The sequence below is a fragment of the Leptothoe sp. EHU-05/26/07-4 genome (assembly GCF_043421015.1).
Lineage (GTDB): Bacteria > Cyanobacteriota > Cyanobacteriia > Phormidesmidales > Phormidesmidaceae > Leptothoe > Leptothoe turfae.
The window spans coordinates 900,594-922,297 of record NZ_JAXSQV010000007.1 but is presented as its reverse complement, the minus strand read 5'-3'; the positions used below and the strand labels follow the sequence as shown (position 1 = coordinate 922,297).

General features: G+C 47.2%; 22 protein-coding genes. 15 read left to right on the top strand and 7 right to left on the bottom strand.

Translation table 11 applies throughout. The features are described from left to right. Positions 1-61: 61 nt before the first annotated feature. The 4 genes from U2F10_RS28505 to U2F10_RS28490 form a co-directional block, all read right to left on the bottom strand. Positions 62-616 (bottom strand): hypothetical protein, encoded by a 555-nt coding sequence (locus U2F10_RS28505; RefSeq protein ID WP_499873966.1) that lies wholly within the window; start codon positions 614-616, stop codon positions 62-64. A gap of 218 nt (positions 617-834) precedes the next feature. Continuing rightward, positions 835-2,169, bottom strand: a complete 1,335-nt coding sequence (locus tag U2F10_RS28500; protein WP_499873965.1) for an FAD-binding oxidoreductase — start codon at positions 2,167-2,169, stop codon at positions 835-837. Between the two features lie 278 nt (positions 2,170-2,447). After that, the gene (mraY, locus tag U2F10_RS28495; protein WP_163663424.1) at positions 2,448-3,545 is read right to left on the bottom strand and encodes a phospho-N-acetylmuramoyl-pentapeptide-transferase; all 1,098 of its coding nucleotides are present in this window, start codon (positions 3,543-3,545) and stop codon (positions 2,448-2,450) included. 206 nt (positions 3,546-3,751) lie between these two features. Next, positions 3,752-3,997, bottom strand: coding sequence for a DUF3134 domain-containing protein (locus tag U2F10_RS28490; protein WP_163663426.1), 246 nt, complete (start codon positions 3,995-3,997; stop codon positions 3,752-3,754). A gap of 364 nt (positions 3,998-4,361) precedes the next feature. Between U2F10_RS28490 and U2F10_RS28485 the strand changes: the two genes are divergently transcribed. From U2F10_RS28485 to U2F10_RS28450, 8 genes are all read left to right on the top strand, one after another. Then, positions 4,362-4,952 (top strand): PAP/fibrillin family protein, encoded by a 591-nt coding sequence (locus U2F10_RS28485; protein ID WP_163671620.1) that lies wholly within the window; start codon positions 4,362-4,364, stop codon positions 4,950-4,952. 5 nt (positions 4,953-4,957) lie between these two features. After that, a complete protein-coding gene (locus U2F10_RS28480) occupies positions 4,958-5,737 on the top strand; it encodes a PD-(D/E)XK nuclease family protein (RefSeq protein ID WP_499868311.1) in 780 nt (259 codons plus the stop codon). Between the two features lie 275 nt (positions 5,738-6,012). Further along, entirely contained in the window at positions 6,013-7,875 is a 1,863-nt protein-coding gene (locus tag U2F10_RS28475) for an NAD(P)H-quinone oxidoreductase subunit F (protein ID WP_499873964.1), read from the top strand. A 52-nt stretch (positions 7,876-7,927) separates the two neighbouring features. Continuing rightward, entirely contained in the window at positions 7,928-9,424 is a 1,497-nt protein-coding gene (locus tag U2F10_RS28470; RefSeq protein ID WP_499874521.1) for an NADH-quinone oxidoreductase subunit M, read from the top strand. Between the two features lie 66 nt (positions 9,425-9,490). After that, entirely contained in the window at positions 9,491-10,777 is a 1,287-nt protein-coding gene (locus U2F10_RS28465; protein WP_163663433.1) for a CO2 hydration protein, read from the top strand. Positions 10,778-10,848: 71 nt separating this feature from the next. Beyond that, on the top strand, positions 10,849-11,250 hold the full coding sequence (locus U2F10_RS28460) for a fasciclin domain-containing protein (RefSeq protein WP_163663435.1): 402 nt from the start codon (positions 10,849-10,851) through the stop codon (positions 11,248-11,250). Between the two features lie 8 nt (positions 11,251-11,258). Further along, positions 11,259-11,414 (top strand): hypothetical protein, encoded by a 156-nt coding sequence (locus U2F10_RS28455; protein ID WP_163663438.1) that lies wholly within the window; start codon positions 11,259-11,261, stop codon positions 11,412-11,414. A 167-nt stretch (positions 11,415-11,581) separates the two neighbouring features. Then, complete coding sequence (locus U2F10_RS28450) at positions 11,582-12,631, top strand: bifunctional riboflavin kinase/FAD synthetase (protein ID WP_163663440.1); 1,050 nt, start codon at positions 11,582-11,584, stop codon at positions 12,629-12,631. Here the strand turns inward: U2F10_RS28450 and U2F10_RS28445 are convergent. Both U2F10_RS28445 and U2F10_RS28440 read right to left on the bottom strand, forming a co-directional pair. Beyond that, positions 12,617-13,507 carry an AEC family transporter gene (locus U2F10_RS28445; RefSeq protein ID WP_163663442.1) on the bottom strand — a complete coding sequence of 297 codons (891 nt, stop codon included), beginning with the start codon at positions 13,505-13,507 and terminating at the stop codon, positions 12,617-12,619. The genes U2F10_RS28450 and U2F10_RS28445 overlap by 15 nt on opposite strands. Positions 13,508-13,510: 3 nt before the next feature. Then, complete coding sequence (locus U2F10_RS28440; protein ID WP_163663444.1) at positions 13,511-13,696, bottom strand: hypothetical protein; 186 nt, start codon at positions 13,694-13,696, stop codon at positions 13,511-13,513. Positions 13,697-13,785: 89 nt separating this feature from the next. Between U2F10_RS28440 and U2F10_RS28435 the strand changes: the two genes are divergently transcribed. Beyond that, entirely contained in the window at positions 13,786-14,499 is a 714-nt protein-coding gene (locus U2F10_RS28435; RefSeq protein ID WP_250564904.1) for a queuosine precursor transporter, read from the top strand. Positions 14,500-14,607: 108 nt separating this feature from the next. After that, positions 14,608-15,459 carry an AraC family transcriptional regulator gene (locus tag U2F10_RS28430; protein ID WP_163663446.1) on the top strand — a complete coding sequence of 284 codons (852 nt, stop codon included), beginning with the start codon at positions 14,608-14,610 and terminating at the stop codon, positions 15,457-15,459. A 58-nt stretch (positions 15,460-15,517) separates the two neighbouring features. Here U2F10_RS28430 and U2F10_RS28425 read toward each other — a convergent pair whose 3' ends face one another. Further along, the gene (locus U2F10_RS28425; RefSeq protein WP_499873963.1) at positions 15,518-16,732 is read right to left on the bottom strand and encodes a SagB/ThcOx family dehydrogenase; all 1,215 of its coding nucleotides are present in this window, start codon (positions 16,730-16,732) and stop codon (positions 15,518-15,520) included. A gap of 415 nt (positions 16,733-17,147) precedes the next feature. Here U2F10_RS28425 and U2F10_RS28420 point away from each other — a divergent pair, with 415 nt between their 5' ends. The 5 genes from U2F10_RS28420 to U2F10_RS28400 all read left to right on the top strand — a co-directional run bounded on the left by U2F10_RS28420 (position 17,148) and on the right by U2F10_RS28400 (position 21,653). After that, on the top strand, positions 17,148-18,650 hold the full coding sequence (locus tag U2F10_RS28420; protein WP_499873962.1) for a sensor histidine kinase: 1,503 nt from the start codon (positions 17,148-17,150) through the stop codon (positions 18,648-18,650). Positions 18,651-18,665: 15 nt separating this feature from the next. Beyond that, positions 18,666-19,322, top strand: a complete 657-nt coding sequence (locus U2F10_RS28415) for a response regulator (protein ID WP_163663452.1) — start codon at positions 18,666-18,668, stop codon at positions 19,320-19,322. Between the two features lie 303 nt (positions 19,323-19,625). Then, on the top strand, positions 19,626-20,381 hold the full coding sequence (locus tag U2F10_RS28410) for a carbonic anhydrase family protein (RefSeq protein ID WP_163698709.1): 756 nt from the start codon (positions 19,626-19,628) through the stop codon (positions 20,379-20,381). 113 nt (positions 20,382-20,494) lie between these two features. Further along, a complete protein-coding gene (locus U2F10_RS28405) occupies positions 20,495-21,178 on the top strand; it encodes a response regulator transcription factor (protein WP_499873961.1) in 684 nt (227 codons plus the stop codon). A gap of 85 nt (positions 21,179-21,263) precedes the next feature. After that, a complete protein-coding gene (locus U2F10_RS28400) occupies positions 21,264-21,653 on the top strand; it encodes a response regulator transcription factor (RefSeq protein WP_163663458.1) in 390 nt (129 codons plus the stop codon). Positions 21,654-21,704: the final 51 nt, after the last annotated feature.

The following is a 21,704-nucleotide window of genomic DNA, read 5'->3' as shown; positions in this document are numbered from 1 at the left end:
TTTCGTGCACTTAAGCACATCTCAATACAATGAAACCCTTGCAAACTATGAAAGCTGGACTTCAACAGCAAACCCTAAGTAAGGTACGTGCTTTTTCATCCGGCTTGGTAATGGAGTTAGTTGCAGTGAATACGCCCTCTAAGATTTCTTCAGTTATGAGAGGTTCAGAAAGTTCGCTGGCTACATATGTAATCTGCCTAAGAACGTTCCCCTTAGCTTCATCTGGAACTGAGTTAGCTACAGTAATTGCCTGCTGTAATACCTCTTTAGCTACTTGAGCATCAGGGAAAAGTTTGGATGTACGTACAACCTGCCACAAAATTGTAGGTTTTTCAGTTGAAACTGGGATTGAGTCAGCTGCCGTAAGGGTTTGTTGTAGCAGATCTGCAAAGTCTTGCTCCCAATTGATAAGAGGTGAATCCACCAACTGAACAGTGAAATTTGATTCCGCCGTTTCTAGGCGTTGAGACAGTGATGATGGTTCATCCTGGTGTTGAGTGAGTGCCCAACTACTTTCCAAAAATCTACTCCCAACTAAGCCTAATGCGATCGCAAGTCCTAGTAGAGATTGCCTAACCCAAGTTCCTGTGGACCTCCCCTGCTGTTTGTAATTCATGGCTTGGCGATGATAAATTTGTGGGAACAAAAATAAGAGCCTCCATAGAAGAAAAATGTCGGAACCCACTTGACACGTTCACGGCTTCATAGTCGTGAAACTGAGCGGCGGTCAATATTTTTGCTGTATCACCTGCTGATTATTAAATTCGTCCGCTCCTGCTTAGGGTTTTGATTTTATTCAGGGCATTGCAGCAGAAGCTTGACTACACGCTGATATTAAAGTCGTTCTAACCAGCCACGCATCTTGCCAGGGTTTAATAAGCCATAGGGATCAATTTGAGCTTTAAATGCCACCTGGGTTTCGTTGATCTGCTTACGGCCTCCATCTTCCAAAATGTAGGTGTGAGGGTTGGCAATAAAGGCTCCCTGCTCCTCGTGATAGCGAATAATCTCATTGAGGCGCGCTTCGTTGGTGTAGCGCACTAGCTGTAGTGCAGCTGGGCAGACCTGTCCATGTACCCGAAAGAACTCTAAGTGCATCATCGCTTCATCGCCAAAGTGCTGATACATGTGCTCAATCAGCTTCATATTTGTGTCGTAGGGAAACAGCGTCTGTAAATAGGTGAGGCTGTCATCCACATTCCGAGCATGGAGGGTGGTGTGGTTCCAGGTGAATTCTGCTAGGGCAGCCCCTTTCTTGGCTTCCTCTGCAGTTTTTTGATAGGTGATTGTGCCACCAGCTGTTTTGACCAATTCATTAAAAGGCTCTAGGGACGATTCTGAGATCATCAATAGAGCGGCTGCTTTACCTTCAGGTAGGGCATCCTGTAGCGCTGCAAAATAACTGGGTATGGGCCAGGCATGAATGCTGATCAGCTTTTTAATAATGCCGTCGGCTTCGCCCAGGGTATACCCAAAGCGAGCGGCGTCCATAAAATTATCGAAGGTGACAATCACCTCTGCCCAGGGATAGGCTGGGCCTAACGGAATTTCCAGCTCGATGATAATGCCATTGGTGCCGTAGGCGTGATTTACTTTTTGCACCTCGTCACCGCGCAGTTCAAGTATGCGGGGTTCGTCTTCCATGGTGACCACACGGACCGCATGGAGGTTACCGCGATCGGCCAACTGACCATAGGTGATGGAACCAATGCCGCCACTGCCACCACCGATAAAGCCACCAATGGTGGCGGTGCGGTAGGTGGAGGGAACCATGCGAAGTTCCCAGCCCTGCTCACGGGTGATTTTATCAATAGCCGCTAGTTTGGCTCCAGCTTCTACACAAGCCAGCCCCGGCTTTACCCATTTCACTCGATTGAGCTTACTCAGATCTAAAATTACGCCGCCTTTAAGGGGGATGCACTGACCGTAGTTACCCGTGCCTGCGCCTCTGACTGTTAGCGGTGTCTTGGTGGCAACACAAGCCTTAGCCACTTGAATTACCTCTGCTTCCGTGGAAGGTCGCACTACCAGGTCAGCCACTTTGTTTTCTAACTGGGCCGTCAGCACAGGGCTGAAATGATAATAATCCTTGGAGAGCTTAGCGACCTGGGTAGGGTCTTGGATCAGGTCCAGGTTGTTGGGCAGCAGGGAGAGGATGGGAGAGGCCATAGTTGGAATAAGGCGGAGGGGTAGAAAAGATAACCGATGCTGAGTTAGCAATGTCGGGACTGAGTCCCTGAAAAAGTATTTGGCATCTGCCGTAGGAGTAGTGTGGCAAGAATTTTCGGTTGGATCAAGGTGATTTGTGGTGATGCTAGTGGCTTGCACCCCACGACAATAAAACAGCGGCACAGAGACCGCTGCTTCAAACGCTATATGAAATTAAAACAGTAAAAATGGACAAGTACATCGCACCGTAGTGCTTACCTGTCCGTTATCGAGAAGACTTAATACAGTGTGGTCAGTGCTACGCACGATAGCAGACCCGCTATCATGTAGAACACGCTAACGACCTGAATTTCGGACCAACCAGATAGCTCAAAATGATGATGTAAGGGAGCCATCTTAAAGAGACGCTTGCCTTTACCGTCGGGTCCTTTAGTGGCCTTGTAATAGCTCACCTGCATAATGACTGAAAGGGTTTCAGCTACAAATAGCAGGGTGATAATAAACAGCGCAAACAAGTGACCGCTCAAGATGCCGACTGCGGCCAGGGAACCGCCTAATGCTAGGGAACCGGTATCACCCATAAACACTCTGGCAGGGTTACGATTGTGGGTGAGAAAACCAACACAGGCTCCACTCATGGCGGCACAGAAGATCATTAGCTCTGGATAGTTGGGAGCAATCAGGGCACCAAACCCTAATAGCGCGATCGCACCAGTGCCACCCATGAGACCATCCACACCATCTGTCAGGTTAGTCGCATTACTCTCAGCCACCATGGTGAACCCAGCCAATGGCCAGAAAAGTAATCCCAGGGGCAGCAGGATACCAAAAGGCAAGTCCAGTTCAGTAATTTCAGCGGGCTGACTAGTCATGGCCCAAGCGCAAAAGGCAATGGCAAATCCAATTTGCAATGCCAGCTTCATCTTGGGGGAAATGCCCTTATTGGAACGACGTCTTAGCACTTGCCAATCGTCAAGCCAACCAATAGAACCATAGGCCAGGGTCAAGGCACAAACCGCCAATGTATTGACAGCGCCACCCGACGCAATAGCTGCTACCAGAATTGCCACAGGGACAAAAAAGATACCTCCCATGGTGGGAGTTCCAGCCTTTTTTAAATGCGCTTTAGGGCCTTCTTCCCGAATAAATTGCCCTGCCTTGAGGTGCTTTAGCATTGGCACTACACCGTAGCCAAGTAAAGCTGAACCCACAGCGGATAATAGAAATGGCATTAGCAGACTGGATTGAGCTAACCAGTCACGACCTGCCCATATATCTAATCCCGCTGCTAAACATGACAGGGTACCCATCAAAAGTACCGAAAGGCCTGTACCCGTTAGGGCCGTTGCCCTAGAGGTAAAGAATTTAGCATCCACAATTCACGTCCTTCACACACCACACACTTCAAGCGTTTAGCCTCACTTTCCGTACAGAATCGTCTGTAGATAAGGAGTGCTAAAAATACAAAAAGGCCTCACTACCTAGATTTTCCAGTGAATGCTGCTAAAAGTCTAGGAATACAGGCTACAAACTTACTAAGTCAATATACTTAGCTCTGCACAGCCTTGCTTGTAGAGGATGTTTAATCCCCGTCGGGTTCATCACTATCGGAATTGTCATCCGAATCATCGAAGCTAGCATCATCACTGCCCATGAGGTCAGAGATTTCTTCGCTATCAGCTTCTTCACGAACGGCTTCGGTCTCACGGGGAATCAGACGCCCTGTGTTTTCTAGCCAACGCAGAATGGAGGAGTCACCGCGCTCGGGAATGACGACTGCGTGTTGCTGGCGAGGAATTTGTCGTACGGAGGGATTGTATTTAGTCATACGCGTTTGTGGTTGAGACTAGACTGGGGGTAAACACCTATACCTAACTCATCTAATTCCAAAGAGCAGAAGCCCCAAAGATCAGAAGACTGAGTATACGCTGATTTACCGTACCGTTTAACCTACTTTTTTCTACACAGAGATCCTGAAACTCTGCATCAAAATATACAGTACCTGAGCACTCATCATTGTTTGTGATGGTCTTCAGCTGAATATTAAGCATTTCTTACCATGCCATGCCAATAAAGTATGAAAGGATGCTCATGTCAAGTCCCTGACAACAATAATTTGCTAGTCCTTTGAAATAGGCACAGTATGGTTAGGTGTCTGTTGGCATCTAATCTATCTGTCACCATCTATGACAATGCTTGAGAAAACTGACCTGTTAGACGCGATCGCACCCACAAACCGTGGACTGCTGGCAGATGACCCTGAGCAACAAGCAGACATCCTCAAAAAGGTTGCCCGTTTAGAGGCTAGTAATCCCACCTCAAATCCTTTATCAGCAATAGATTTGCTCAATGGCAATTGGCAATTGCTCTATACCACCAGCACAGAATTACTCGGCATTGATCGCTTTCCGCTGCTAGCCCTCGGCAACATTTATCAATGGGTGCAGATCGAGCAGATGCGTATCTATAATCTGGCGGAAATCAGGTCGGTATTAGGTGGGCTAGTATCTGTGACAGCGACATTTGAACCGGTCTCTGAGAAACGCGTCAATGTACGCTTTGACCGAGCAATTTTCGGTTTGCAATCGACCCTCGGCTATCAGAGCCCTAGCCAGTTTATTGAGGCGATGCAGCAAACCGATAAGTTTAACTTTTTTAAGGGCATTGACTTTACGGTAAGTTCCAACAGAGAACCGGGTTGGTTAGAGGTTACCTATTTAGATCAGACCATGCGTATTGGACGGGGTAATCAGGGCAGCGTCTTTGTGTTGAGAAAGGCTTAAATACTATGGCGCTGTCTGTTCTATCGCTATCCCAGGCCCATCTCACCCTATTAGATAGCTGTCCACGGCGATTTCAGTTTATCTTCGACCAATCTTTAGCGGTACCGCCCACACCGGATGGGCAGGATGCAGCCCTGTGGGGGAATCAATTTCACCTGCTGATGCAACAGCAGGCCCTGGGGCTACCCATCGATGTGATGGCAGCGGCTAACGCAGATATGACGGCCAAGATTGAGGCACTGCGAGGGTTAGACCCCCACCTGTTTCAACCTGACCCTGATGAACAGCTGCGCCAAAGTGAGCATCAGCGTACCCTGGCATTGAATGGCTACATATTTACAGTGATTTACGACCTGGTCGTCTTAACTGAGCAATCAGGGCTAATTGTGGATTGGAAAACCTATCTCAAGCCACCCTCAAGAATGCGTCTGGCTCAGAATTGGCAAACTCGCTTGTATCTGTATGTATTAACTGAGACCAGTGGGTTAAGGCCTGACCAGGTAACTATGGTCTACTGGTTTGTCCGCAATCGGAATGAGCAAGGCGATGATTTACCCCCTAGCGACTATCGATTTACCTACAGCCTGCAGCAGCATGAGCAAACTAGAGCAACACTATTGCAATTGACTGAGCGGCTGTCTTTACTACGGCAACGTGGAGAATTCCCCAAGACTGATATTTTGGACCGTTGCACCCATTGTCCGTTTCAAATGCGCTGTCAGCGGTTAGGGACGTCACCGCTGCCGATTAACCTCAATGATATTGAAGAGCTATCAATTCATTGATTTAGATAAATCCACCTAAACAGTCACATTAAAAATACTCTATTCAAGGTCTGGCGTTTTTGGGTGTGGGTAATTAAACTTAAAATATCGATAGATTTAAGTAAATCGTTCTAAGGCACAGATAGATTTTATTAAATGATCTTCTGGTTGGCTTATGGGTGTGAAAAGCTCCCTGACTAGAGCTAGGGATACTCTGGTCAAGATTTTTCTACCCAAGCTGCATGCCTCGGATTTTAAAGTTAAATCCCTAATCAGTTGCTTCTTGAAATTACTCCATGGCTGAGGTTTACTTGCGCGCGGGATGGCTGATCCCTTTTTACTCATTGCTCGGTATCTTGCTGACGATACCGTGGATGTCAGTCCGACGAACGGGGCCACGGCCTGCTGGGTACTTGAATCTTGCTACGACAGTATTGGCTTTAGTTCATGCCTTGCTAGCGTTGAGTGCTGTCTGGGGTCAGGAACCCTTACGCTTGTCCATCGGCTGGATGCAGGTGGCAGATCTGTCAATTGAGCTGCCGTTTGAGCTATCTACCCTCAATTTAGTTGCAGTGGTGGTAGTAACAACTCTGAACCTGCTAGCGCAGATTTATGCCATTGGCTACATGGAAATGGATTGGGGCTGGGCGCGTTTGTATAGCCTGTTAGCCCTGTTTGAGGCGGGGATGACGGCGCTACTGCTGTGTGATTCGGTGTTCTTTAGCTACATGATGCTAGAGATTTTAACCCTGGGAACTTACCTGATTGTGGGCTTTTGGTTTAATCAGCCTCGGGTGGTTACAGGGGCACGGGATGCCTTTTTGACTAAGCGGGTAGGGGATTTGATTCTACTGATGGGGTTAATTGCTCTGTATCCGCTGGCTGGTACCTGGAGTTATTCGGAGTTGGCTCAGTGGTCTAGCGATCAACCGATTGAGGGATTAACGGCCACATTGGTGGGATTGGCATTGCTGGCTGGACCGATTAGTAAGTGTGCTCAGTTTCCGCTGCATCTTTGGCTTGACTCTGCCATGGAGGGGCCGCTACCAACAACAATTTTGCGTAACTCTGTGGTTATTCCGGTGGGAGCGTGGGTCTTAATTAAGCTCACACCGGTTTTGGCACTATCTCCGGTTGTGGATACTGTGGCGGTTGCCATTGGCACGATTACGGCCATTGGGGGAGCGCTGATCTCCATTGCCCAGATTGATACGAAACGCGTTCTGTCTTACCTGACAAGCGCCTTTATGGGGCTGATACTGATTGCTGTAGGGACTTCTCAGGTTGGTGTAGCGTACTTTTTGCTGATGACGTTTTCGGTTGCGATCGCAGCCTTAATTGCCAGTACAGGATCCATTGTGTTTACCTGCGTCACCCAGGACTTGACCCTGCTAGGAGGTCTCTGGTCACGGCGTCCGGTCACGGCGTTGTCCTTTATTTTTGGGGCCCTAGGCATCTTAGGACTGCCTCCATTTGGCGGGTTTTGGGCAATGCGTTTTCTAGAAACTGGTCTGTGGTACGACGGTCAGATTCTGCCCTTTGCTATCGTGCTTGCCATTAATGGTCTGTGTGCCTTTAGTTTGGTGCGGATGTTTTGTCTGATCTTCGTAGGTCAACCCAAGGCCATGAGCACCCGCGCCCCTGAACCGCTTTGGGCAATAGTGTTGCCAATGGCAATCATGGCGGCGCTTACGCTGCATGTGCCCATCATGTTGCAGACCCTCAAGCTATTGCCGATTATGCAAACTGCCATCGGTGAGACCGGTTTGCTACTAATTTGGTCCACGATGCTGGGCTTGGGCCTAGGTTTTGTCTTTTATGGCATTCAGCGAGAGAAACTACCTGCCGACTACGTGCCACAGTGGATGACAGATTTGTTTGCCTATGACTTCTATACCCCCGGTCTCTACAAAAATCTTTTAATTTGGCCCGTGGCCAGCATTGCCAGCGTTTTTGATTGGGTAGAGCGCTACATCATTGATGGGTTGGTCAACCTGGTAGGTGCCCTATCGCTACTGAGCGGGGAAACCCTGAAATATAGCAACCCTGGCCGGTCTCAGCTGTATGTGCTCACCATTACTGTGTGCATTGTGCTCCTAGGTATTGTTATGACGTTGAGCACCATGAAAAATCTCGGTCAGCTCACTGCAGCATTTTAGTCTCAGATTTTCAATCTTGTTCTGCCTGTTGTCTTAACCCATTCAAGTCATGATGTTAACTCTGTTAATGGTGCTTCCACTGCTAGGGGCCATAGCATTACTATTTTTCCCACCTGAGAAGGCCAAACCATTAGCTCTACTGGGTTCAGGGGTGACGTTGCTCTGGACGATATGGTTGTTCAGTCAGTTTAATCTCAGTGTTAGTGAGTTTCAGATGGTGGAGTCTCTAGACTGGTTGCCAGTCTTGGGGCTGAACTATGATTTGGGTTTAGATGGGTTAGGGCTATTGATGATTGCTCTAAATACTCTGTTGACGTGGATCGCTATCTACAGTGCTCGCCCTGACCTTGAACGTCCTCGACTGTTCCATGGCTTAACGCTAATTACCAGTGGCATTATTTCAGGAGCATTCCTAGCACAAAACTTTCTCCTCTTCTTCCTCTTCTATGAAGCCTGTCTAATCCCTCTATATTTATTGATCAATATTTGGGGTGGTGAGAAACGTAGTTATGCAGCCACTAAATTTCTGATTTACACAGCGATTTCCGGTGCATTTGTATTGGTTAGTGGCTTTGGTTTGTTGTGGTTAGGTGGGGCTGATAACTTTAGCTACGCTGCGCTAACCGATACTGATTTATCGGTGCGGCTCCAGGTGATTCTCTTAATTCCTATGGCGATTGGCTTTGGCATTAAGGTTCCCATGGTGCCGCTGCATACCTGGTTGCCAGATACGTATGTAGCAGCGTCTACCCCTGTGGCCATCTTATTAGGTGGTGTGTTAGCCAAACTGGGTACCTATGGCCTGTTGCGGTTTGGCCTCAGTTTGTTGCCTAAGGGTTGGGCCGTCATTGCTCCCTGGCTAGCGGTCTGGGCTGCAGTCACCATTATCTACTGTGCTTTTTTGGCGATTGTGCAACAAGATATCAAACGCATGGTGGCCTATAGCTCTGTTAGCCATATGGGCTATGTGCTTTTGGGGAGTGCAGCCGGTAACAGTCTGAGCATATCGGGCTGCATTGCCCACATGATTGCCCACGGTTTAGTGTTAGCCATTCTGTTTAACTTGGTGGGTGTGATCGAAGCCAAGGTTGGTAGCCGAGATTTAGACAAGCTGAACGGTTTGATGAACCCTGTGAGAGGGTTACCGTTTGTTAGTGCAACGCTGCTGTTGGGGGCGATGGCAAGTGCCGGCATCCCTGGATTGGTTAACTTTGCAGCGGAATTTGCTGTCTTCCAGGGTAGCTATCGAGTGTTTCCGGTTCAAACTCTCATCGGCATTGTTGGCACGGGACTAACGGCAGTTTACTTTGTGATTTTACTTAATCGCACATGTTTTGGTCGTTTAGATAACCAGCGAGCGTACTTTCCAAAAGTCTCCTTCAATGAAAAAGCGCCAGCTTTGTTACTGGCTGTATTGATTGTGGTACTGGGTGTACAACCAAACTTGTTGATGCGTTGGAGTGAGCCGATAGCAGTGAACTCCATTGCGATCGCACCCATTCAACACTGGAGCATTGGCAGTCTTTTTTCAGACGATGCTGCATCTTAATCAGCCATCGATATTGCTGACTTAGCGGTCTTTCTTGACTTCCGTATACTTGTTTTCGTAAAAATCATGGTAAACACCACTACAACGATTCCCCTGTCTACCCATCCCTATGCTGAGGTTATTCATCGGCTCGAAGCTGGCGGCTCCATGCTGCCCGATACCCCAGAAAATCTCATGCAGATTATCGGTATCTACAAAGCCTATGCGGTACCGATGGATTTTTATTGGCGGGATCTGTTGTACATTGGCGAACGAGTTTTCCTACAGCCCCTGCCATTTTTCAAATATTTCATTTCTCAAGAGTATCTGGACCGTCAGAACACCTATGCAGGTGATCAGTCACCCTTAAGGATATGGCGAGGGGTGGGGGAGGCCCATCCCGAGCTACTGGAGTTCATGGCTAAGGGAGAAGGTAAGCGCAAGTGGCCCCGGCTATTTCACCATCTAGGACATGACCGTGTCAATATGGAGTTTGCGGAAGCCTGCATGCGAGCCATGTTTTGGCATGAGGATCTCAATCCCAAATTTAACGAGTATCTCTATAGCGAACCCTATAAGGCCGCCGCAGATCGAGCAATTAAAGCCTATTTCAGGGGTAATCCAGCCATGTTGGGGCTTTATAAGCTCTTCCCCGACATGTTCTTAGAGCAGGTACGACAGATGTCATATTACGCTAACCTTGGCTTGTTTTGGGAAGTAATGGCCCCGGTGTTTTTCGAGATGTCAGACATCTATGATGAAGGTGGCTTTAAGGGAGTACCTGATGCCATGAACTTTTTAGTCAATGGCATTTTTGCAGTGGCTGGTCGTCCCATCTATCACCATGTGTATGTCGGTGATGAGTGCTTTGAAGTCATTCCTAAATCAGCTGGATTTACCTGGCTTTATGAGGCAGCCCTGCCTTATGTGGAGGCCGTCTTTTATCGTACAGCACCATTTCGAGGCACTAAATCCTACGATGCCCAGGTGCATCAAGTGCCAGACCAGCAGCCAGAATTTCACTATGGCATTCTCTATGCCGATGTGTTTCCGGTGGGTAGTGCAGGTATTCCACCAACACTGTTAATGCAGGATATGCTGCACTTTTTACCGCCCTATCTGCAGGACTATTACCAACAACATTGTCGTGGTGAAGACGATCAGCTGATTCAGCTAGGCATTACCTTTCAGCGCTCAATGTATAACGTGACATCAGCGGTGATTCAAGCATTACGAGCGGCGTTGTACTATCCACTAGATGATCCAAACCCAAAGCATCTGATGGCCAACCGCGAATTTTTTGAAGCTCAAATGGATCGGCTCATACGCCCAGAAGCACGTCTGCGAGATATTCAGACTGCAAATTACCGCTAAGTGTGTGTGTCTTGCCGCGTAGTGGCAAAAGCCCACGTTGAAGTTTATGTCCTCTGAATTTTGCTTTAATCATGGCAACGATTGTCGATATCGCGCTTGAAAATCCTGGTTTTGAAACCTTAGTGGCGGCTGTTAAGGCAGCAGGCTTGGTGGAAACGTTGCAATCTCCAGGGCCATTTACGGTGTTTGCGCCCAATGATGATGCCTTTGCAAAACTACCTCCCAATACTGTGAATAATCTGGTGCAGAATCCTCCTCAATTAGGCCGAATTCTTTGCTATCACGTGGTTTCTGGTCGTTGGGATAGTGCCCGTATCCGTGAGTTTTCCCAACTGACATCAGTGGAAGGTTCGCCCATTCCTATTCGTAGCCAGAATCCCCTAGAAGTGAAAAATGCCTCGGTGATTGCGGCTGATATCGAAGCCAGCAACGGCATTATTCATGTCATCGACAATGTAATTTTGATGGATTAATACAATTCATGGGTAAAGTTTTGCAGGAACTTGATCTGTTTTTTTGGATAGCGGCTCTGATGATCGCTGGGATGACGATAGTGGATGTGGCAGACATTCAGATGGTAAGTCCCTATAGCGACTTTGTTCAGGCGATGACTGAGCCAGTAGACTCGCTTCAATAAAGGCCGTTGCTGATCTAGAGGATGCGTTAATCGATCACGTCGCTCATTAATCTGAGCTTGAGCAATGAAATCATACCGAGGATTTGCAACGCCTCATAAAACTTCTGAGATAGTCATGTTGACGCAATTCCGCGCTATGCTCAGATTTTTATGTAAAAATGTAAAGCGTGTGGATTACTTCATCTCCTACATCGGCTAAAAAGCCGACTAAAATTGCCCTCGGTAACTTTGATGGTGTCCATCTCGGTCACCAGCATGTTATTGAACCTGTTTTAACCCATAAGGGCGGTCTGCCCTCTTTGGTCTTAGCTGACGATATGTGTTTGCAGGCCGCTGCGGCCTCTGGCTATAGTGATTTGCCTGGCGTAGCGTCTGTTTCTGAATCATCGAAATCTGGCTTTGCTGAGTGGGCGTCGGTAGTTACGTTTTTTCCCCATCCCAAAGAGTATTTTTCCGGTCAGTCGCGCTCATTACTGACGCCGCTGGAAGAAAAAAGTCGCCAGTTGGCCTGTTTAGGGGTAGATCAACTCGTGCTGCTGCCGTTTGATGCGGCATTGGCTAACTTGGATGCGGCGATGTTTGTGGAAAAGATCCTGATTCAGGATTTGCAGGCGACGCATATTAGTGTGGGGAGCGACTTTCACTTTGGTAAAGGGCGCGGCGGGAATGCTGAGTTGCTGTATGCGATCGCAACCCGTCACCATATCCCAGTTACCATTATCCCGCTGCACAATGATGCCGAAGGACGCATCAGCAGCTCCCGCATTCGGCAAGCTCTGGCGGAGGGCGAGCTAACCAAAGCCAATCATCTACTGGGGCGACCCTATGCCCTCAGCGGGCAAGTGACCTTAGGAAAGCAGTTAGGACGTACAATTGGATTCCCAACCGCTAACCTCAAGTTGCCAAGCGATAAATTTATTCCTTGCCAGGGCGTTTATAGCGTTAAAGTATTTGGCATTCTACCAAATCAGAAACCTTTGCTGGGTGTCATGAACATCGGTAATCGCCCTACGGTTGCAGGTCAGGATTTGAGTGTCGAGGTGCATATATTTGATTGGGAAGGGGATTTGTACGGAGAGACTCTAACAGTTGGTTTAGAAAGCTTTATTCGACCTGAACAGAAGTTTGAGTCTTTGGATGCCTTAAAAGAACAAATTGTCAAAGATTGTGTGACAGCAAAAGAAATGTTGAATATCTCCACATCACCGGTTACTTAGCCACAGCACGATAGGGAGTGTGCCTAGGCTGAGTAATGTGGACACGACAATGGTTCTGGCAACTCGCACTGTGTCCCCGCCCAGTTCGATCACCCAGATTAACGAATTCACTGCCACAGGCATAGCAGCTTGTAAGATAACAACTTGGCGATCAATACCAGTGAGCCCCACTAGGTTAGCAATGTTAACTGCTATCAGTGGTGACACGATTAATCGTAGTCCTGCCCCCATGAGCTCGTAACGGCCAAATACAAACGGCGTTTCCGACAGCTGAATGCCTAGCATTAATAGAGCAACTGGGATCGCGCCTTCACTTAAAAGGGTGACACCTCGATCGATCGATATGGGCAGTACGGTGCTTGTGCCTTGTAAAATAAGCCCTGCGATCGCAGCCCACAAAACCGGTAAACACGCGGTATAGCGTAAGCCTTTAAGAATTCCCTCTCCTTTGAGCACTATAGGGAAGACACTGGCAGTCATCAGGCTAGAGCCCACCAGGTAAACAATAGCTCGTTCGAGTCCGGCTTCTCCTAGGGAGAATAAAACAAAAGGAAGACCCATGTTACCCACATTGGCAAAGATTGTTGTGGCGATTAAACTCTTTTTCTCATCAGATGAGAACTTGAGTACTTTACCCAGGGTGACAGCAAGTAGATAGAGTACGGTGGTGTGGAGAACAAAGGCGATGAGGATTGCGATCGCATTGCCTAACTCCAATGTTGTTTTAGCTAAGCTGTGCAGTACAAGCGCTGGCACTAACGCATAAATGCTCAACCGTGCTAAGGTTTGCCGCTCTAGCGTAAACATACGCCCCACCCAAACACCCACCAGTGCCACCAGTGCGATGGGCAGGACAGCTGAAATTAAAATGCCCATACCCTAAGAATCAAGAGAACCGCCATCCCATTCATGGTTAGGATCTGGATAAAAGGTGATGCCGCTACCCTCGCCACCACCACAGCGAATGGCCACCAACCAACCGCCTGGCACCTTAGCCCTCCAGGCACCTAAGCCACCAATTGGCTGGTTTTTACAGTCTAGCTTCTCCCAAATGAAGTCAGGCATCACTTCTATTTTAAGTACTGGCCATAGGGGTATGGTATCGCCTAGTATCCTTAACTAGTGGGTTGCATCCAGATTATTGCCTAGACTCCATGACCAAACCTGTTCCTCAGCATCCAATGCGTGGCTTTAGACACTTAGATACCATTACCGCTCTGTTTGTCACAGTACTGTTGATTTCTAATGTGACATCGACCAAAATTGTTGATTTTGGTATCTTTACCTTTGATGGTGGCACATTACTATTCCCTCTCAGCTACATTTTTGGGGATATCCTGACTGAGGTTTACGGGTATGCCCGGTCTCGCAAGGTGATCTGGACGGGATTTATGGCTGCACTGGTTATGTCTGTCACCTTTATGGTGGTGGGGGCGCTACCTGCTGCTACAGATTGGCCCCACCAAGAGGCCTATGATCAGATCCTGGGGCTGACGCCAAGGATCGTTATGGCTAGCCTGATTGCCTATGTCGTTGGTGAGTTTTCCAATTCGTTTATTTTAGCCAAGTTGAAGGTGGCGACCAAAGGTCGACAGCTATGGGTGCGGACGATTTCGTCTACGCTGGTGGGCCAGGTGTTGGATACAGGATTATTTATTGCGATCGCATTCTGGGGCCTATTTCCTCCCAGCCTGATGGTGACTCTAGTTGTGTCCAACTACATCTTTAAGTGCGGTGTAGAAATTCTCTTTACCCCCATCACCTATGGATTAACCGGCTGGCTAAAACACCAAGAAAACGAAGACTTTTACGATCGCCATACAAATTTCAACCCCTTTCACCTTTTACCAGGTCCCATGTCTCGATAAGCCAGGTCTTCCTATGGGTATTTAATGGTCGAAGCAAATCTACAATAAGCAGGTTGCTTGATAGATCTTATCGCTACACTGAGTCTTTAAATGTGTGTGTATCTATCAATGAGTCGTCGAGCAGCCCCTAAAGAACGTGTTAAGTTTTGGCGTGATCCGGCGTTGCGTGGTTTAGAAATGCTCCATGCCACGTATGTGACATACGCTTTCTCGCGTCATGCCCATGAGGGATTTGGCATCGCCATTGTCGAGTCAGGCGCAATGGAGTTTGACTATCGTGGTGCCAGTCATATTGCGCCCCCTGGGAGTGTGGTGATTACTCACCCTGGTGAAATGCATACGGGGCATGCGGTCTTAGAGACAGGGTGGACCTATCGAACGCTTTTGCCAGCTATCGATTGGCTACAGCAGGCTGCCAAAGAGTTGAGTGAATGTTCAGGGGCAATTCCCTACTTTTCATCTCCTGTTATCCAAGATAAGTGCCTTAATCAAAAGTTAGTTAATCTCCATCGCACGCTCGAAACATCTCCCTCATCCTTAGAAAAAGAATCTCGTTTTTTATGGGGCTTAACGCAGCTAGTGCATGGATATGCCAGCAATCGTCCCCAGATAAAATCTGTTGGCAAAGAAAATTATTCTGTTCAACAGGTCCGAGAGTATCTTCACTGTCACTACACCCGTAATATTTCACTAGACGAATTAGCTAGGCTGACAAACTTAAGCCCATTTCGTTTGCTGAGAGCATTTAGGAAACAGATTGGCTTACCTCCCCATGCTTACCTCAATCATGTGCGTGTTCATCAGGCTAAAACCCTTCTAGCTGAAGGACATCCCATTGCTGAAGCAGCTCTAGCGACTGGCTTTGCCGATCAAAGTCATCTGCATCGACACTTTAAAAAAATGCTTGGGGTAACCCCTGGACAGTATGTCCAAGGCTGTCGACTTATTGCTGTCAGATAATCATCAGTTGCCTTAAACAATCAGAGAGTAGCACTGTTTAACAGCATCCATGCAGCGGTTATGCAATATTTCCTACAGTCACTAAGTATAAGGCTGCTTCTTCTATACCATCGATACCTAATAATTCATTGAGTGCATCGTCGAAGAAAGCACCAACACCGCAAACACCAAGCCCCAAGGCTGTAGCGGCTAAATATAAATTTTGACCTAGATGTCCGGCTTCCATTAGTACATAGCGATAGGTGCGTTCGTGATATTTCCAGCGAGTGCGTTGGAAAATGCCTGAGATCACAAAACAAACCTGTGCTTCGCCCAGAAACTCCTGGTTTAAGCCTGCTCTGATAAGTGGCTGACGGAGGTCCCCAGATTGTACCAATTCTAACCGATGATGCTCCACAGCATGGTGATAAAGTCCTGGCTCTAATCCTTCGACGCGGTGGACAATCGGATAAATTTCTAAAGGATACAGCGCTCCAGAAGAGGGCACTGTCCGAAACTCTCGCTCATCCCAGGTGATGCCTTGAGCTAGATATAACAATTGGGAAAGTGTATCTAGCGATATCTGGCTCTGGGGGTTGTAGTTACGGCGCGATCTCCGAGTGGTTAAAGTTGTCGCTAGATTCAGCGGAGTGGGTGATGATTCCTCTGAGAGGGGAAATTGGGGAAGTTCAATTTGCTGGGCATCTGGGTAAGTCTTGTACAGCGGTGGCGCTTGTCCCCAATTGAAAATAGTGGCAATGGCTTCCCCATATCCAGGCTGACTCCACCTATGGTAAAGCTGCCCTATATCCTGATTGACATCAGAATTGACATCAGAGAGGCCACCGGGTTCTGAAGGGGAAATAAAACGATCAAAGCCAATGCCAGTGGCGATGGCCAAAATAAACAAAAGAAGATTACGGCGTCCGCTGTTTGGTAAGACGACTTGTTTAGGGGGAAGAGGTGGGGCCTCTGTTGATTGGCCTGTGGCTGTTGATTGGCCTGTGGCTGTTGATTGGCCTGTGGCTGCTGATTTAGGGTGAACTTTGGTTAGGGAAGGTTCTTGAGGGCGATCTCGCAATCGATTGCGCATAAAGGCTTTAACCCGAGTCCAGGTTTGGATGAGATGAATTGTGGCTAGGGTGACCCACAAATACCCCACCTGACTGTGAAAGCCAAAGTGATGCAGCCCCATTGTATCGGCGATGAGTCCGGTGATAAAAACGTAGATGCTGCTACCTATGAGCAGGGTAATCACCACATAGTCAAGATCGCGCCGTTTTACTATTGCCATAGGCCCCCACAAAGCGCTTGTCTAATAGTCTAGCGAGCCGTTGTGGGATGTGCGTAGGGCCTATCAAGAGTTTTTGAGCAAAGCATCTCGACGGCTAAGGAGTACCACCTATGTTGACAATGCTCTGTGTGGAATAAAACCAGCGCAAAGCTGGCTATGGGGGCAGATGCGCTGGTTGCTTCGACAGCGACTACTATCCAAAATAAGCCGCTGAGCCTAACTTTTATTAGACCCATTGCATCTAAGAAAGCATTAAGATCATCATGAGATTGCTCTCATGATTTGAATCGTTTGCATTGAATCGCCTTGATGTCAGAAACGTATACTGCCTTGATAAAGATGACTAGAAGACCATATAACCTCATATACTGGCAAAGTTGGATGACTAATACTGAATCCTTAACGAACTGAGCCATTGGACTTATCTTTTCTCAGAAAGCGCTTATTTGCACCGTTTTATGCCAGCTTTACGGTGTTAGTTGTCCTGCTATTAGCTCAGGAAGTGCTGAGTGTAGCCGTGAGTGTTGCCAGACAACGAACCTCCCAAGAGATTACTAAGACCGTTGAAATCAAGCGTGAAAGCGAGCGCCTACTGAGATCTGCCTTAGAAGAAAAAGTGGCCCTGCGTGGATATTTGCTTAGCGAAAATGAGGATTACTTACAACAGTATCAAGCTGGACGTCAACAGTTTGAATCAAGTTTGGCAACTCTTTCAACCCTTTTAGCTCAGGATCCATCTCAGCAGGGTACTCTATCGCTGATTGAAACCTTTCATAATCAGTGGCTACGAAAATTTGCACAGCCGGTTGTCGATGGCTCATTTGATCGAAATAGCTTAGCGGAGGAAAGTTCATTAGATACTCTGAGGGAAGCAGTCAATCGCATTCTAGAGTATGAGAAGTCTATCCTAGAAGCACAGAATCAGCGACTAAACCGTCTAAATCGCTTAAATGTTTGGGGCTTAGGCCTCAGTGGTACTGCCATTGTGCTAATTGTTGTTGGCAGTGCACTGAACTTAATTCTGCTACGCCGTCGTATTCTCACACCTTTAAGACAACTTATAAGGGTCGGGGATAACTGGCGGCATGGTCAATTGGATAGGAGAATTCAGCATGTGTCAGAAGATCCGATGGGAGACCTGGCAACTACGCTGAATGGTATGGCTGAGGGGATCAGCGTACGGCAAGAACGGATTCAACAACGCAATCAACAGCTAGAAGATTTAATCGGTACACTATCCCACGATTTACGGACTCCTTTGTTGGCTAACCGTGGTACCCTCAACGCTATTGTTGGAGGGGCATTCGGTCCAGTGAGTAATTTGCTCAAAGATTTGTTAGAAGACTATCGTGAAGCTAACGATAACTTGATTAAGCTAGTGGAGGCACTGCTAGATATTAGTCGCTATGAAGCGGGGGGTAGTCAGCTACTTAACTGTGAACCTTTGAACTGGGATAAAATTTGTAATCGGGTGATTGTTTGGGAGCAAAATAGCTCGGAAGGGAAATGTGTATTAGAGGTCAACATCGCGTCTAAGATTCCGGTCGTGTACGGTGATGCCATCGAAATTCAAAGGGTTTTGCAAAACCTAGTCGATAATGCTGTACGGCTGAGTAAGCCAGGGAAGCCGGTTTCAATTGCAGTGACATCGCGGCATGATTTAAGTGTGTATGTAGCCGTACGTGATCAGGGACCAGGTCTTCAGGAGGAAGAGATCGGCTTGTTGTTTTATCGGTTTTCTCAAGTTGCAGGCCGTCAAGGACGAGCTGGTCTGGGCCTCTACCTCTGTCGGCAAATTATCGAGGCCCATGGCGGTAAAATTTGGGTAGAGAGTATTCCAGGTAAGGGGGCTACCTTTTGGTTTATGCTACCGATGAATGCCCTTACATGTGATGTCCCCAGCTTGGAGTCTGGTTGACGTTTCGAGGTAACTATGGCAACTGCTCCTATTCGTGTTCTTTTGGTGGAAGATCATGCCCTAATGCGGCGTGGCTTATCGGGACAGTTTCGCTTAGAAGATGACTTTGAAGTGGTCGGCGAGGCTGAAAACGGTCAGCAGGCTATTGAGCTAGCAGCTCAACTACAGCCTGATATTATTTTAATGGATATTGAAATGCCTATTCTGGATGGTATTTCAGCAACTCAAGCCATTAAAGCAACAGAATCGGAGAGTCGAGTACTGGCATTGAGTGCTTTCGGTAAAGATAGCCAGGTCGTGGGTATGCTGGCAGCGGGGGCAGATGGCTATTGTCTCAAAAGTATTGAATGGCAGCAGTTAATAGCAGTGTTACGGTTGATCCAGGGCGGCGGCACCTATTTAGCGCCGCAGATTGCCCACAAGCTTTCTTCAATGTTGAAATCAACGACAGCCCCGGTTCCCGCTCAAGATAAAGCACCTTCGATGCTTACGGATCGCGAGCGTGAGGTTTTGCAACTGATTAGTGAAGGTTGTTCAAATCAAGAGATTGCCGATCAGCTTTACCTATCCTTAGGCACCATTAAGGCGTATGTGCGTACTATTTTGAATAAACTCAGCGTTGATGACCGAGTGCAAGCTGCCGCCAAAGCCGTTCGTGAAGGTCTGATTTAAGCCTGTGCCATCTGCGGATAGCCAGGTGGATATCTGGCAGACTATCCACTGGAACCATAGAAACGGTCAATAGATAGTATTACAAATCATCATGTCTAAGCCATAGTAATGGAGCACATGCAGCATGGCTGCTATGGGAGCTGTTTATTCAAGTTGGCTGTGAATCATTTTTCTCCACCCCATAACCTTTATAAATAGTCTTGTCCGTTTTCAACGGACAAGATGGTTTTAATCAATAGTTTTAGGATGGCTCCTCGCTGTCGTCTCTCTTGAGAGAGGTACTTTATATGGAGCTTTCTATCTATGTCGTGGCTATCAGCTAAGCATTTACTGTGTCATCACTGGATGAAGTCTTTTTTAATAATTTTGGGAATTGTTGGCGCTTTTATTGCTGGCACTCTTATTAATCAGAGATCTTATTACTCATCATATAAAGGGATAGCAATCAGGCCATGTCCTGACAAGCAACGACAGTCTCCCATTGAACTCCAAACCACCATTCAAGTGGATTTAACTCCGTTACAGTACGATTATCATTCTGTTCCTCTGACAGTTGTGCACAATGGTAATACTATTCAGGTTAATTATCGATTTGGTAGTACGCTGACCCTGGATGAACAGCTGTATACGTTAGAGGAAGTGCATTTCCAGGCTCCGAGCGAACATGTTGTCGCTGGTATGCCCTATGCGATGGAAGTTCAACTTGTGCACCGCTATGGTGAGCACGTTGTAATTGTAGGAGTATTCGTTGAAGTTGGGGAAGGTAATCCTGTGATGCAAAGTATCTGGGACCATATGCCTGCCACACCAGGGCTCAAAAAGACTTTTGACAATGTAGCGATTGATGCTGCTCAATTATTACCTGACAACCTAAGGGCTTACTACCGTTATTCAGGTTCTTGGACAGAGCCACCCTACAGTGAAAGTGTTACGTGGATTATTATGAGAGATCCGATTACTCTTTCTATTACCCAGCTAGAGCAATTTATCGCTGTTTTAGGTGAAACTGCCCGACCTGTTCAACCTCACCATAATCGATTGATTTTAGAAGCGAACTAGGATGTTTCCAGCTTATTTAAGAGATATTTCTAGCTTATTTAAGATACGGTTTTGTAGCAATTGGGGTCTTATTGCCAATGTTTTCTCTTTCTCAACCTTGCCCTATAACTGCTATGAGCCGTATTTTGATTATCGAAGACTCTCCCCGCGTGGCATCTTTCCTGGAGAAAGGGCTGCGGGCAAATGGCTATACCCCAACCATTATAGATAATGGGGACGATGCGATCGCACTTGCCCTCCACCAACAGTTTGACCTGATCATCCTCGACTTAGGGTTGCCGAATAAAGATGGTCTAATTGTGCTGGATGAGTTTCGAGGGCAAGGTATCTCCGTGCCAATTATTATTCTTTCTGCTCGTCATGAAATTAACGATAAAGTCGCTGGGTTTGAACGGGGTGCTGACGATTATTTGACCAAGCCATTTCGGTTTGAAGAATTGCTAATGCGGATCCAAGCTCGTCTACGCAATGCCCATCTCCAACAGACCCACACCGACACATCTAATACTTACATCCTAAGATTCCGAGAGGTTGAACTATATTTGCATTCTCGCGAAGTACGTGTAGCAGGACGCTCGATTAAATTGTCAGCTCGAGAATTTATTCTTGCTGAAACGTTTCTGCGCCATCCTGGTCAAATCTTAAGTCGAGAACAACTATTGGATCACGTCTGGGGATACGACTATGATCCAGGCTCCAATATTGTTGATGTGTATATTGGCTATTTACGCAAAAAACTGGGCCGCCACTTCATTGAGACCATTAGAGGGTTAGGCTACCGTTTGAAACATGAATAAGCTCTCATCGCTGTATCATCGAGATTTTAATATCGTCTAGCATGCTGAACAGTAGCACAGTGTGAACGAATATTAAATTCTGAATATGGCCAAGATTTTACTTGTGGATGATGAACCTCGAATCGTCACATTCTTAGAAAAGGGACTTAGGAGACAGCATCACCAGCCTGAATCAGCGTTTAATGGTCGCCAGGCTCTGGATATAGCTCTTTCTGAGTCTTTCGACCTGATCGTTTTAGATTTGGGTTTGCCTGAGCTCGATGGATTTGATGTATTAATGAATTTACGCAAAATGAATCAGTCTCCACCGGTTGTGATTATTACAGCCCTTGGAGAGTCCGACTGCGCTCGAGCGATTGAGCTGGGAGCCGATGACTGTCTGCATAAGCCGTTTCGATTTGGTGAGTTATTGGCCAAAATCAAACGCCTTTTAGGAGAAACAGAACAGAACATTGCAGAAGCTAAGGTCGGCTGAGGACGTCAGGTTTTCCAGCCCTAATCCATAGAATCTATGGATTAGGGTTGG

Bases quoted from the DNA above. Each gene is read 5' to 3' on its own strand.
- U2F10_RS28505 (WP_499873966.1), bottom strand. From the start codon at position 616: ATGAATTACAAACAGCAGGGGAGGTCCACAGGAACTTGGGTTAGGCAA.
- U2F10_RS28500 (WP_499873965.1), bottom strand. From the start codon at position 2,169: ATGGCCTCTCCCATCCTCTCCCTGCTGCCCAACAACCTGGACCTGATC.
- U2F10_RS28490 (WP_163663426.1), bottom strand. From the start codon at position 3,997: ATGACTAAATACAATCCCTCCGTACGACAAATTCCTCGCCAGCAACAC.
- U2F10_RS28485 (WP_163671620.1), top strand. From the start codon at position 4,362: ATGCTTGAGAAAACTGACCTGTTAGACGCGATCGCACCCACAAACCGT.
- U2F10_RS28480 (WP_499868311.1), top strand. From the start codon at position 4,958: ATGGCGCTGTCTGTTCTATCGCTATCCCAGGCCCATCTCACCCTATTA.
- U2F10_RS28475 (WP_499873964.1), top strand. From the start codon at position 6,013: ATGGCTGAGGTTTACTTGCGCGCGGGATGGCTGATCCCTTTTTACTCA.
- U2F10_RS28470 (WP_499874521.1), top strand. From the start codon at position 7,928: ATGTTAACTCTGTTAATGGTGCTTCCACTGCTAGGGGCCATAGCATTA.
- U2F10_RS28465 (WP_163663433.1), top strand. From the start codon at position 9,491: ATGGTAAACACCACTACAACGATTCCCCTGTCTACCCATCCCTATGCT.
- U2F10_RS28460 (WP_163663435.1), top strand. From the start codon at position 10,849: ATGGCAACGATTGTCGATATCGCGCTTGAAAATCCTGGTTTTGAAACC.
- U2F10_RS28455 (WP_163663438.1), top strand. From the start codon at position 11,259: ATGGGTAAAGTTTTGCAGGAACTTGATCTGTTTTTTTGGATAGCGGCT.
- U2F10_RS28445 (WP_163663442.1), bottom strand. From the start codon at position 13,507: ATGGGCATTTTAATTTCAGCTGTCCTGCCCATCGCACTGGTGGCACTG.
- U2F10_RS28440 (WP_163663444.1), bottom strand. From the start codon at position 13,696: ATGCCTGACTTCATTTGGGAGAAGCTAGACTGTAAAAACCAGCCAATT.
- U2F10_RS28435 (WP_250564904.1), top strand. From the start codon at position 13,786: ATGACCAAACCTGTTCCTCAGCATCCAATGCGTGGCTTTAGACACTTA.
- U2F10_RS28430 (WP_163663446.1), top strand. From the start codon at position 14,608: ATGAGTCGTCGAGCAGCCCCTAAAGAACGTGTTAAGTTTTGGCGTGAT.
- U2F10_RS28425 (WP_499873963.1), bottom strand. From the start codon at position 16,732: ATGGCAATAGTAAAACGGCGCGATCTTGACTATGTGGTGATTACCCTG.
- U2F10_RS28415 (WP_163663452.1), top strand. From the start codon at position 18,666: ATGGCAACTGCTCCTATTCGTGTTCTTTTGGTGGAAGATCATGCCCTA.
- U2F10_RS28410 (WP_163698709.1), top strand. From the start codon at position 19,626: ATGTCGTGGCTATCAGCTAAGCATTTACTGTGTCATCACTGGATGAAG.
- U2F10_RS28405 (WP_499873961.1), top strand. From the start codon at position 20,495: ATGAGCCGTATTTTGATTATCGAAGACTCTCCCCGCGTGGCATCTTTC.
- U2F10_RS28400 (WP_163663458.1), top strand. From the start codon at position 21,264: ATGGCCAAGATTTTACTTGTGGATGATGAACCTCGAATCGTCACATTC.